This is a genomic window from Roseibium limicola, from assembly GCF_017313085.1.
GTDB classification, from domain to species: domain Bacteria; phylum Pseudomonadota; class Alphaproteobacteria; order Rhizobiales; family Stappiaceae; genus Roseibium; species Roseibium limicola.
Window position 1 is genome coordinate 283721 of sequence record NZ_JAFLNF010000002.1, and the last position, 13249, is coordinate 296969.

A 13249-nucleotide genomic window follows, 5' to 3' on the forward strand; every position below is an offset into this window, starting at 1 on the left:
GGCAAACCTTGCGAGACACCCGGCAGCTGCAAAGTCGTTCCTGAACCTTGAAGGCGGGCGTTTGCGCCCTCTTCGAAGCACCGCTCAAGCCATCTGAACGTCGTTGACCCCCGGCATGGCCTTGACCGCACCGGCGATCTCTGGCGACAGCCGGAACTTGCCCGACAGGCGCACCTCGATCTCGCGCGCACCATTTTCCAGCTGCACGACAACAGTCACCTCGCCCTCGCCGCGCACCTTGAGATGACGACCCAGACCGGCAATCGCCCGCTCGTCCTTCAGGAAAACTGTCATTGCGCGTTGCACACGCGCCGCCGACTTCTCGATTGAATCGACGCTCTCCAACCGCAGAGAGGGTTCATCGTCACGCAGGTCGGCGCCAACCAGCAGCACCACAGATTTTCCCGGAACCAGCGCATCGCGGAATTGCTCGAGTTTTTCGCGAAACAGCAAAACCTCGAACTGGCCGGTCGAATCAGACAGACGGGCGATGCCCATCTTGGTGCCGGCCTTGGTCTTGCGCTCCTGCATGCCGATGACCGTTCCCGCCAGCCGCCCGGCCGAGGCACCCCGCTTCACCGCCTCTGAGAACTTGGCCCAGGGCTGAACCCGCATCTTTTCCAGTAGCTCGGCGAAATCATCAAGCGGATGGGCAGACAGATAGAAGCCGATCGCCGCATGTTCGCGCTGAAGCTGTTCTTCTGAGGACCATTTTCCAGTTTCCGGAAGCTGCAGTTCTTCCTCATCATTGCCACCGCCGAAAAGCTCGTCCTGCCCGAGCGCCCGGTTGACCTCTGTCCGCTGGGCCAGCCCCATGATCCGGTCGAGCCCTTCCAGTGTCCGGGCCCGGTTCGGCTCAAGCGAATCGAAAGCCCCGGCTGCAAGCAGATTTTCAAGGGTGCGCTTGTTGAGCTGTCGCGGTGAAATGCGTCGGGCAAAATCACCAAGGCTCTTGAACGGCTTGTCGCCGCGCACTTCAACGATGTGCTCCACCGCCTGTTCGCCGACGCCCTTGATCGCCCCCATGGCGTAGAGGATCTTGTCGCCCTGGACATCGAAATAGACCTGCCCATCGTTGATCGACGGCGGAACAACCTCGATCCCCATGCGCCGCGCCTCCTGGCGGAAGTCGCCAAGCTTGTCCGTATTCCCCATATCCAGGGTCATCGATGCAGCCATGAACTCGACCGGATGGTTCGCCTTCAGCCAGGCCGTGTGATAGGAAACCAGCGCATAGGCGGCCGCGTGAGACTTGTTGAAGCCGTAGTTGGCGAATTTCGCCACCAGATCGAAGATCGTCCCGGCCTGGTTCTTGTTGACCCCACGCTCGACCGCACCGTCGACGAAGCGCTCACGCTGCACTTCCATTTCGGCGGCGATCTTCTTGCCCATCGCCCGCCGCAGCAGATCAGCCTCGCCGAGCGAGTAGCCCGACAGCACCTGGGCGATCTGCATCACCTGTTCCTGATAGACGATAATGCCGTTGGTTTCGCTGAGGATCGGCTCCAGCAACGGATGCAGGCAGTCCATGTCCTGCTCGCCGTGCTTCACCGCATTATAGACCGGGATGTTCTCCATCGGACCAGGCCGATAGAGCGCCACCAGCGCAATGACATCTTCAAAGCGATCCGGCTTCATCCCGGCGATGGCCCGACGCATGCCCTGACTTTCCAGCTGAAACACGCCGAAGGTCTCGCCCTTGGCCAGCAATTCATAGGTCGGGGTGTCATCAATGGGCAGTGCCGTGACATCCACGTCGATACCGCGACGCGCAATCAGTTTCACCGCCGTGTCGATCACCGTCAGCGTTTTCAGGCCGAGGAAATCGAACTTCACCAGCCCGGCATCCTCCACCATCTTCATGTTGAACTGAGCCACCGGCATGTCGGAGCGCGGGTCGCGGTAAAGCGGCACAAGCTGCTCCAGCGGCCGATCGCCAATCACCACACCGGCGGCGTGGGTTGAAGCGTGTCGGTAAAGCCCCTCCAGCTTCTGCGCCATGGCCAGAAGTTTTGCGACGATTTCTTCATCTCGAGCAGCTTCACGCAGACGCGGCTCGTCATTGATGGCCTGTGCCAGGGTAACCGGATTGGCCGGATTGGCCGGCACCAGCTTGCACAGCCGGTCAACCTGGCCATAAGGCATCTGCAGCACCCGACCGACGTCGCGCAACACGGCACGCGCCTGCAGCGATCCGAAGGTAATGATCTGCGCCACCTGCTTGCGACCGTATTTCTCCTGCACGTAGCGAATGACTTCTTCACGCCGGCTCTGGCAAAAGTCGATGTCGAAATCCGGCATCGAGACACGTTCAGGATTCAGGAACCGCTCGAACAGCAGCGAGAAGCGCATCGGATCCAGATCGGTAATGGTCAGCGACCAGGCAACCAAAGAGCCCGCACCCGACCCGCGGCCCGGACCAACTGGAATCCCCTGATCCTTACCCCACTTGATGAAGTCGGCAACGATCAGAAAGTAGCCGGGAAATTTCATCCGGTTGATCACGCCAAGCTCATAATCGAGCCGATCCCAATAGTCCTTGTCACTCAACCCCGGTGCCATGCCGTGCGCATCAAGTCGGGCTTGCAGGCCTTCACGGGCCTGACGCTCGAGCTCCAATCCTTCCGCCTTTTCGGCTTCCTCGCCGTCAGCATCCGCACCGGCAAAGCGCGGCAGGATCGGATCCCGACGCATAGGTCGATAGGAACACCGCTGGGCGATCTCGAGCGTCGAGAGAGCGGCCTCTGGCAGATCGGAGAACAGCTCGACCATTTCCGCGCGCGACTTGAAATAATGATCCGGCGTCAGCCGCCGCCGATCGGTTTCGGGAATCACCCGACCTTCCGAGATGCAGATCAACGCATCATGGGCTTCATAATCGTCGCGGTTGGGAAAGAAGCATTCGTTGGTCGCCACGATTGGCAAACCCAGATCATAGGCAAGATCGAGAAACGCCCCCTCGCTCTTGCGCTCCGCTTCCATGCCGTGGCGCTGGATCTCGACGTAACAGCGCCCAGGAAAACCATCCGAAAGCATTTTCAGGCGCTCGCGGGCAAGGCTCGGCTGACCGGCAAGCAGCGCCTGACCGACCGGACCGCCAACGCCGCCGGTCAGCAGGATGATGCCTTCCGCCCGTTCAATCAGGTAATCGACACTGATGTGGGGTTTGAGACCGGTTTCCGTATCGAGAAAGGCCCTGGAACTCAGGTCCATCAGATTGCCGTAGCCTGTCTCGTTCATGGCGAGCAGCACCACGTCGCTTAACTGGGGACCGGACCCGGTGGACGGGCCATTGCCAACGTCCGTCTTGCCGGCGCCGCCATTGTGAGCACCAAAGGTCACGGCAAGCTGGGTGCCTGTGATAGGTTGAATGCCACTGCCCCAGGCCTTGGCGGAAAATTCCTGGGCGCCGAACAGATTGCCCGTGTCGGTGATCGCCAGCGCCGGCTGCTCGTCCGTATTGGCCAGGTCCAGCAACTTCTTGATCGGCAGCGCGCCTTCCAGCAGCGACAGCGCGGAGTGAACCCGCAGATGAACGAACCCGACCTTGTCGCGCACACCAGCCAGATCCACCATCTCGCCCCCCTCGACAGGAGACCCCGGAAGCGTGGCAGCAGGCAAATCGGTCATGGCATCAAGCTCCTCGGCGAAACGGGCATGTCACAGTCAGTTGCGACAACCCTATCATGACCGCATCGGCGATTGCCCCTCAGACGCCACCGCGAAAGACCTTACACACAAGTCAGTCCGCGACAGCCAATTCGTGTTCTAGCACTGAGCGCCGTCTGGATGGCTGCAACAGCGTCAGAGCAACACAAAGCAACACTCAGACGCCGCCCAGCAGCACATCGCCCCACACCATCAGCGTGGCACAAAAAACAATCATCGACCCGAAGGCGGCGCAATCACGAGCGAAAACAAACATGGTCTTTCCTCCTGCTTCAACAAGGTAAAAACACTATGTACCGTTTTTGTTCTCGTCGCAATCCTGTTTTGTTCTCTTTCTCAACAGAAGCAGATGTGATGGATCTTATGGTAAAAAAATTCTGACCAGCCTGTTTCTCACCGAACGACCACCAAGTCTGCGCATGCAGGACAGACAGCACACAGCCCCCCCCCGCTCTGGGAGGGTTCCAGGTCAGCGCGTTACGGCTGATAGGGCTTGAGCACCCCACCTTGCAGAGTAACGCAGCGGTTCATGCGTCGTGCCAGCTCCATGTTGTGCGTGGCAAAGAGTGCCGCCACACCGGACGCCCGGACCAGCGCATAAAGCGCATCAAAGACGTAGTCCGCCGTCACCGGGTCGAGGTTTCCGGTCGGTTCATCCAGCAGCAACAGACGCGGTGCATTGGCAACCGCGCGGGCAATCGCCACCCGCTGCTGCTCGCCACCCGAAAGCTCGGACGGACGATGCCGGGCCCGGTCGCCGAGCCGCATGTAATCCAGCAGCTCCTTGGCCCGCACCGCCGCTTCCTTCTTGGCCAGTCCGGCAATCATCTGTGGCAGCATGACATTTTCCAGAGCTGTAAACTCCGGCAGGAGATGGTGAAATTGATAGACGAAGCCGACCTGATCGCGCCGCACCAACGTGCGCTCATCATCATCCATATCGCCGCAACTTTCGCCGGCAATAAGAACCTCTCCCTCATCCGGACGCTCAAGCAGTCCGGCAATCTGCAGCAGGGTTGACTTGCCCGTGCCCGACGGCGCCACAAGGGCGATCATTTCGCCCGGGTTCATGGCAAAGTCGATGCCCTTGAGCACCTGCAACTCCCGCTCGCCTTCATGAAAGGTTCGGGTGACACCGGTCAGGGAAAGCGCATAGCCATCCGGATGCGGGTCCGGGACGATCCCGGCCAGGTCGCTCATCATTCGTACCTCAGGGCTTCTACCGGATCGAGCCGGGCAGCGCGCCACGCCGGATAGATCGTGGCCAGCAGGGACAGAACCAGCGCCATGACCAGAACCGTCACGGTTTCGCCGTTGTCGATCTTGGCCGGCAATTTGGACAGGAAGTAGAGCGTCGGGTCGAACAACTGGGTCGATGTCAGCCAGGAAACAAACTGGCGGATGCTCTCGATGTTCAGACAGACCACGAGGCCAAGCACGAATCCGGCCAAGGTGCCGACACAGCCGATGCTGGCGCCGGTGATCAGGAACACACGCATAATCGCACCGCGCGAGGCGCCCATGGTGCGCAAGATGGCGATATCGCGCCCCTTGTCCTTCACCAGCATGATCAGCCCGGAAATGATGTTCAGAGCCGCGACCAGAACGATCAGGAACAGGATGATGAACATCACGTTCCGCTCGACTTCCAAAGCAGAGAAGAAAGTGACATTGCGCTGCCGCCAGTCGGAGACAATGGCCGGCCGGTCGATGGCATCTTCCATCGCAGCCCGCATGATCCCCACCCGGTCCGGATCGGTCACATAGACCTCTACCCCAGTGACACGTTCATCCATGTTGAAGAACCCCTGCGCTTCGCTCAAAGGCATGAAGACAAAGGTCGCATCATATTCGCTCATGCCAATCTCGAAGATCGCAGTGACCGGGTAGCCCTTGATCCGGGGCGTCATGCCCATCGGCGTGATGTTGCCGCGCGGAGAGATCAGCGTGATGTTGTCGCCAAGCGTCACCCCGAGCTGTTCTGCCATCCGCGTGCCAATGGCGACACCAGCGCCCGCATCAAAATCATCGAAAGAACCAAGACGCACATTGCCGGACACCAACGGAATGCGCCGCAGATCAGTTTCGCTGACACCGCGCACCAGACCGCCAAGATTGCCGGACGGACCGCTGACGAGGCCCTGCCCCTCGACGAAGGGAATGGCCGAAATGACTTCGGGCACATCCTCAAGACGCGTTGCCACAGCTTCATAGTCGGTCAGGGGGCTGTCGATGGGCTGCACCAGCATGTGACCGTTGATGCCCAGGATCTTGCCCAGAAGCTCCGCGCGAAAACCGTTCATCACCGCCATGACGATGATCAGCGTCGCCACACCCAGCATGATTCCGGTGAAGGAGAAGCCGGCGATGACAGAGATGAAGGTTTCCTTGCGCCTGGAGCGCAGATAGCGCCCGGCAATCATCCATTCATAGGCGGAAAAAGGCTTGGAGGCGCGCGCAGTCACTGAATGGGAGGTTTCACTCATTGTCCGTCCGTTCATCTGTGTTGTCGCCTGCACAAGCCCGAAGCCAGACCAGAGCGCAGGGACGCGTCGTGACGCCTGCGTTGCCAGCCCAGACCAGATCCGCCGACAGACCATCGGCGAATCTCTTGGTATCAGGATCTAGAAGGAAGATCAGAGCGTCAATGCCGCCTGTAGTTTCGCCAGGGTCGCTTCGACGGTCAGCATTTCCTTCTCACCGGTCTTGCGCTCTTTGACTTCCAGAAGTCCATCCTTCAGGCCACGCGGACCGGCAACCACCTGGAACGGCAGACCGATCAGATCCATCGTGGCGAATTTGGCGCCCGCCCGGTTGTCCGTATCGTCGTAAAGCACTTCGATGCCGGCCGCTTCCAGTTTGGCGTAAAGGTCTTCGCACACCGGATCGGTCAGAGCATCGCCCGGCTTCAGGTTGACCAGGCCAACATGGAACGGCGCCACTTCGACTGGCCAGATAATGCCGTTGTCGTCATGGCTGGCCTCGATGATCGCGCCCAGCAGACGCGACACGCCGATACCATAAGACCCCATGTGAACCGGCACTTCCTTGCCGTCCGACGTCGCCACCTTGGCACCCATCGGCTCGGAATACTTGGTACCGAAGTAGAAGGTCTGCCCAACTTCGATTCCGCGCGCCACGATCCGCTTTTCTTCCGGCACGCTGGCCTCGAAGTCTGCCCTGTCGACAACGTCTTCCGTTGCCGCATAAAGCGAAGTCCAGTCCTCGACAATCGGCGTCAGATCGCCGTTGAAATCTACGTCCAGACCCGGCGTCTCCTTCTCCAGGAAATCCTTGTGGCAATAGACTTCGCTCTCGCCGGTTTCCGCCAGAACGATGAATTCATGACTGAGGTCGCCGCCGATCGGGCCGGTTTCAGCCTTCATCGGGATCGCTGTCAGCCCCATCCGCTTGTAGGTGCGCAGATAGGAAACAAACATCCGATTGTAGGATTCGACGGCCTTTTCCTGATCCAGATCGAAGGAATAGGCATCCTTCATCAGGAATTCACGGCCACGCATGACACCAAACCGCGGACGCACCTCGTCCCGGAACTTCCACTGGATGTGATAGAGGTTCAGCGGCAGGTCCTTGTAGGACCGCACGTAGGACCGGAAGATGTCGGTGATCATCTCTTCATTGGTCGGACCGTAGAGCATATCCCGGTCCTGGCGGTCAGTGATCCGCAGCATTTCTTTTCCATAAGCATCATAACGACCGCTTTCGCGCCAAAGGTCAGCCGGTTGCAGGGTCGGCATCAGCAGCTGGATCGCTCCTGCGCGCGCCTGTTCCTCTTCGACGATACGTTCGATCTTGTTCAGAACCCGCTTGCCGAGCGGCAGCCAGGAATAGATGCCCGCGGACTGTTGGCGGATCATTCCTGCACGCAGCATCAGCCGGTGGGAAACGATTTCGGCTTCCTTCGGCGTTTCCTTCAGAATCGGCAGGAAGTAGCGGGACAATCGCATGAGGTCTCTCTCGGGTGTTTATCTTCAGGACATGCCTTTATTGAGTGACGAGTGAAAGCGCAAGAAAGACGCAAAAACAAGCCCCCAGAGCTGCATTCATCACGAAATTGCCGGGCTTTACACCCCCATCAGACCTCATACCTCAGCACAACGCAGAATTCCCGCAGTTTGGGAGGATCAATTTCATCAATTTTACTAAATAAATGAGCGCCTTAAACAAACCTGCGCCCCGGCGCCTATGAAACGGACGGAAATCGACCGCAGAGGGCGCGGCAAATTACACCGGATAAAAGCTAGGCAATTCACCCGAGGTATTTGGCCCTCACGCCTGCTAAATTATTGCGCAAGCAAAAATTTCAGGCTTTCCTGCACAAACTGGTGACAAACGTAATTCCCTAAGGTAGTGTCACAAAATCATAAGAAAAAGGGCTGTGGTAAGACCTACCTATCATCGACCCTCTATCAATCGCGGTCTGAGTCTTGGGAGGAAGAGTTCCTAGGCGCACCATCGGTTCGCAGCCACCTGGCAACCTAAGCAGGCGCAAAGCCCAACGGGACGTCAGGGACAGGAACAATTAGACGCGGAACTGACAAGAAAGCAGGGCTAACCGCCCTGCTTTTTTTTTCATCTAAAATCGACAGTCAGCAAAAGCGATCAAAGCCCTGCGCCGCCAACAAAGCTGGCGTCGGGATGAAACGGTCGCGCGGTTTATGCGCACATGCCTGTCTCCGCTGGGTTGGCAAAAAGTCATGGCACAGACCTGCACACATCGCATCAACCCAGTTGCAAACCGTCAGACATCTAACGGCAGCCAAACCGGCTCAGGATGCTGCATCGTAGCTTTTGGAGGGCGGGCGCGGAAGCGGCAGATCATCGAGTGTCAGGCCGGAATTCCGAAACCAGACTAAAGCGCCGAACAGCAGCGTCGCGATAATCGTTGTCATGACGATCACCTTGACGAACTCGGGTTTTTCCGGTGCGCCGGGTTCGGTTCCCGGTGTCACTTCGCCGGCTTCTTGCTGGGTGCGTTTGCTGCCAAAGGGAAGTGCCGCAAAAAGCACGATCCACCAGATCATGAAATAGATAGCGAGGCCGAAGACGATTGACATGCTTCATTCCGGGGTAAGGCAAGAAAAAATGGGGTTCAAACGTCTGCCTGAACAGACTTGAGGCACCACGCGACCGTGAGGGTCAGGCCTGTTCCAGCTCGGTCAAAGTGCCCAGGAAATCTTTCGGGTGCAGGAACAGCACTGGCTTGCCATGCGCACCGATCTTCGGATTGCCATCACCGAGCACCCGGCCCCCCTGAGCCACCAGCTTGTCGCGGGCAGCCAGAATATCATCCACTTCGTAGCAGATGTGATGAATGCCACCAGAGGGGTTCTTTTCGAGGAACTTTGCAATCGGCGACGCATCACCAAGCGGTTCCAGAAGCTCAATCTTCGTATTGGGAAGATTGATGAAGACCGTGCTTACGCCGTGATCGGGCTGCGCCACCTTGTCGGAAATCTCCGCGCCGAGTGTGTCCCGGTAAATCGCCGTGGCAGCTTCCATATCGGAAACCGCGATAGCGACATGGTTCAAGCGTCCGATCATCTTCCCACTCCCTTGTTGCCCAGGCTCCGCCCCTCCGCCATGAGGGCCGAAGCCTGCGCTTCTAGTCATATGCGGGTGACGAGCACCTGACAAAGCGTCTTTTTGCCCCAGACGTGCAGCACAGCCGCACGAGCAGCACGGCGCGCAGCCTCGGCAATCAGTTCCTTGTCCTTGCGGCGTGTCTTCGGAATGGACGATACGGCACCGACAACGGCCTTGGCGACGATATCTTCCATCGGCTCGCCTTCGTCATCCGTATCCGGCAGGCCCATCAAGGCCATCGACGGATCGCTCATCAGCTCGCCAGCCTTGTTGACGACCAGAGAAATGACAAGAGCACCGGCATAGGAGAGCTTCTTGCGGTCCTTGACGCCGGTGACTTCCGGATCGTCAAGAATGTCGCCATCCTTGACCATGATACCAGAGGTAACGTCGCGCACGATCCCGGCCCGACCCGCATTCAGCCGAACCATGTTGCCGTTCTTGGCGCGCACCACTTCCGGCACACCCATGGTCTCGGCAAAGCTGGCATGAGCTGCCAGATGCAACGGCTCGCCATGAACGGGAACCACCACTTTCGGCTGAACCAGTTTGTAAAGCTCTTCCAGCTCGCCGCGACGCGGGTGACCGGACACATGCACCAGCGCATCCGCATCGGTGATTATTTCGACGCCAGCGTCAGCCAGATTGTTGAGAACACCGCCGACGGCCTTCTCATTGCCCGGAATCGTCCGCGACGAGAAGATCACCATGTCGCCTTTGGAAAAGGCGATGTTGCGGTGGTCACCCGCGGCAATCCGCGACAGGGCAGCGCGCGGCTCACCTTGAGAGCCGGTGCAAAGCAACACGGCCTTTTCACGCGGCAGATAGCCAAAGGCATCTTCGTCATGGAACGCCGGAAGCCCATCCAGATATCCCAGCTCACCGGCCACTTCGATAACCCGGTGCATTGACCGCCCGACAACAACCACATCCCGGTCACAGGCCTTTGCAGCTTCGGCAATGGCCCGGATACGCGCAACGTTGGAGGCGAAGGTGGTGATCGCGATCCGCTTGGTCGCCTTCTTCATCACCGCTGTCAGCTCGCGCTTGACATCAGCTTCACTCGGGCTTTTGCCGTGACGCACTGCATTGGTGCTGTCGCAGACAAGCCCCATGACGCCTTCGCGGCCAAGTTCGGCCAGACGATTCAGATCAATGGATTTGCCGATACCCGGCGTCGGATCGATCTTCCAGTCACCGGTGTGCAGGACAAGCCCGGCTTCGGTGCGGATCGCCAGAGCGCAAGGCTCCGGAATGGAGTGGGTCATGGCAACGAATTCGACGTTGAACGGCCCTATATCAATGCGGTCGCCCTGCTTCACCACGGTGACGGGGACTTCTTCCGCACCCGGCTCGCTTTGAACCTTTGCCGCAAGCAGACCCGCAGTGAAGGCGGTCGCATAGACCGGCACCCGAAGGAAAGGCCACAGATGCACGATCGCACCGTAGTGATCCTCATGGGCGTGGGTGATCACCATGCCGAGAATGTTGTCGGCCTGCTCTTCCAGAAAGCTGATATCCGGGAACACCAGATCGATTCCGGGCAAGTCCGGCCCGGCAAACGAAACACCGCAATCGACCATCAGCCACTTGCGATTTTTGCCCTCGCCAATGCCATAAAGGGCCAGATTCATTCCAATTTCTCCCACGCCGCCAAGCGGCAGGAAGACCAATTCTTTGGCAGATGCCATTCCTTACTCCAATTTCCCTCTCCAGATAGCGAGCGCGACACCTTGTCAGGCTACAAGCCACCCAGAAACACATCACCGGCGAATATCGTTTCGCGTTCGCCGTCCGCGCATTCCAAAATCAAGTGACCAGTCACATCGAGGTCCCGGAAGATGCCTTTGATCTCCCGCTTGCCGTTGCGGACCACAATGTCCTGTCCCAAATGCGCTGCCCGCTCCAGCCAGGCCCGGCGCACCGGTTCAAACCCTTTTTCCTGCGCCCATCGTTTGCGCCAGGCCGTAAAACAATCCGCCAGAGCTTCGAACAGCAACTCAGGTGCTATGTCGTAGCCCTCTTCGCGGAGATCTGTTGTCGGATAGAATTCAGCCACCGGGTGGCTTTTACAATTCACACCTGTTCCAAGCACTACACAGTGACGGCCATCCAATTGAGGTTCCGCCTCCAGCAGAATGCCAGACACTTTCGCACCTCCGATCAGGAGGTCGTTCGGCCACTTTAGTTTCACGAGATCCTTGGCACCGCAGACCTGTTCGACCGCATCGGCCAGCGCAACAGCCGCCACAAGCGGCAGTTCGCCAATACGCTCCTTAGGTTGCGGATCAACCATCAACAGGCTCGTATAAAGGTTTCCGGGAGGAGATGTCCAGAGGCGACCGCGCCGCCCCCTGCCCCCGGTCTGCTCGCGCGCCACGATCCAGAGGTCATCCAGCATCCCGCTCCGTGCTCTTTCGAAGGCCGGAACCATGGTCGAGACGACCTGATCGTGGTGTTCGACGCGCAAGCCCGATGCCTGAGGCACCGGGCTTGACGAGGATTGAGGATCCGGGGTCTGGGAACTCAGAACAAAGCTCCCGCAGCCGCCAGAGTGCCTTCCACGAAGATGCCCGGCATCAACCAGAAGAAGATGACGAAGACACTCGACAGGCCAAGCACAACGCGAAGTTCCACCGGCATTTTCTCAAAGGCTTCCTTCGGCTCGTCGAAGTACATCACCTTGATGATCCGCAGGTAGTAGTAGGCACCGACCACGGACAGCACAACGCCAATGATGGCAAGCGGATACAGCCCGGCTTCGACCGCAGCCGAGAACACATACCACTTGGCAAAGAAGCCGATGAATGGCGGAATGCCGGCCAGAGACCACATCAGGATAGCCAGCAGGATCGCCATCATCGGATTGGTCCGGCTCAGGCCCGCCAGTTCGTCGATCTCCTCGACCATGCCTTCCTTGCGGCGCATCGCCAGAATGCAGGCGAAGACCCCGAGCGTCATGGCCAGATAGGCTGTCATGTAGAAGAGGACGCCCTGCACACCAATCTCGTTCCCGGCAGCCAGGCCGACCAGCGCATAGCCCATGTGACCAATCGAGGAATAGGCCATCAGTCGCTTGATGTTGGTCTGACCGATCGCCGCAAAGGCCCCGAGAGCCATTGAGGCAATCGCTACAAAGACGATGACCTGCTGCCAATCGGAGGTAACAGGCTGGAACGCGTCGATGACGACACGAATCAGCATGCCCATCGCCGCAACCTTGGGGGCCGCAGCCAGGAAGGCCGTCACCGGCGTCGGCGCACCTTCGTAGACATCCGGCGTCCACATGTGGAACGGCACGGCGGAGATCTTGAACGCGATACCGGCCAGCATGAACACCAGACCGATGATCAAGCCGAGCGACGCCCCGGAATGCGCCAGATGTTCGGCGATCTGCGGGAAGCCGACCTGACCGGAGAAGCCATACACCAGCGACATGCCGTACAGCAGCATGCCCGACGACAACGAACCGAGAACGAAATACTTCAGACCGGATTCAGTCGAACGCACGCTGTCCCGATTGATCGAGGTGATCACGTAGAGCGCGAAGGACTGCAGCTCCAGCCCGAGATAAAGCGCGATCATGTCATTGGCAGACACCATCAGCATCATGCCAACGGTCGCCAGCAGGATCAGCACCGGATACTCGAACTTGTCGAAGGCCTGGCTTTTTGCATAGGCCCAGGACATGGCAATGGCGAAGAACGACCCGATCAGGATCAGCAGCTTCAGATAGTAGGCATAGCCATCCAGAATGAACGCCCCGTTGAAGGTCTCCCCCTGCTGTGCCCCGAAAGGCAGCACGAAGAGCGCCGTCGCCGCGATCAGCCCCATGGCCATCCCATTGACCAGCGGGCTGACCCGGTTGCCACCGAAGACACCGACCATCAGCAGAACCATCGCGCTCAGCGCGAGGAAGATCTCTGGCAAGGCCGGAAGGAGATCAGGCATTTGTGTCACGTCAGACATTGGC

9 protein-coding genes are annotated in these 13249 nt (G+C 58.9%); all 9 read right to left on the reverse strand.

What is annotated here, in order from left to right:
- Positions 1-84: 84 nt before the first annotated feature.
- Positions 85-3576: a DNA polymerase III subunit alpha gene (gene dnaE / locus J0X15_RS04800; protein ID WP_206939259.1), complete on the reverse strand. Its 3492-nt coding sequence runs from the start codon at positions 3574-3576 to the stop codon at positions 85-87.
- 570 nt (positions 3577-4146) lie between these two features.
- The gene (locus J0X15_RS04805; RefSeq protein ID WP_206939260.1) at positions 4147-4869 is read right to left on the reverse strand and encodes an ABC transporter ATP-binding protein; all 723 of its coding nucleotides are present in this window, start codon (positions 4867-4869) and stop codon (positions 4147-4149) included.
- Complete coding sequence (locus tag J0X15_RS04810) at positions 4869-6155, reverse strand: lipoprotein-releasing ABC transporter permease subunit (RefSeq protein ID WP_209015083.1); 1287 nt, start codon at positions 6153-6155, stop codon at positions 4869-4871. Before J0X15_RS04810 ends, J0X15_RS04805 begins: the two co-directional genes overlap by 1 nt.
- 150 nt (positions 6156-6305) lie before the next feature.
- Positions 6306-7637, reverse strand: coding sequence for a proline--tRNA ligase (gene proS, locus J0X15_RS04815; RefSeq protein WP_206938633.1), 1332 nt, complete (start codon positions 7635-7637; stop codon positions 6306-6308).
- 822 nt (positions 7638-8459) lie between these two features.
- Entirely contained in the window at positions 8460-8747 is a 288-nt protein-coding gene (locus J0X15_RS04820; protein WP_206938634.1) for a DUF1467 family protein, read from the reverse strand.
- A gap of 82 nt (positions 8748-8829) precedes the next feature.
- Entirely contained in the window at positions 8830-9234 is a 405-nt protein-coding gene (gene mce, locus J0X15_RS04825; RefSeq protein WP_206938635.1) for a methylmalonyl-CoA epimerase, read from the reverse strand.
- A gap of 65 nt (positions 9235-9299) precedes the next feature.
- Positions 9300-10967, reverse strand: a complete 1668-nt coding sequence (locus J0X15_RS04830) for a ribonuclease J (protein ID WP_206938636.1) — start codon at positions 10965-10967, stop codon at positions 9300-9302.
- A 50-nt stretch (positions 10968-11017) separates the two neighbouring features.
- The gene (locus J0X15_RS04835) at positions 11018-11746 is read right to left on the reverse strand and encodes a biotin--[acetyl-CoA-carboxylase] ligase (RefSeq protein ID WP_209015084.1); all 729 of its coding nucleotides are present in this window, start codon (positions 11744-11746) and stop codon (positions 11018-11020) included.
- 56 nt (positions 11747-11802) lie between these two features.
- Positions 11803-13245, reverse strand: coding sequence for an NADH-quinone oxidoreductase subunit NuoN (gene nuoN, locus J0X15_RS04840; RefSeq protein ID WP_206938638.1), 1443 nt, complete (start codon positions 13243-13245; stop codon positions 11803-11805).
- Positions 13246-13249 lie beyond the last annotated feature (4 nt).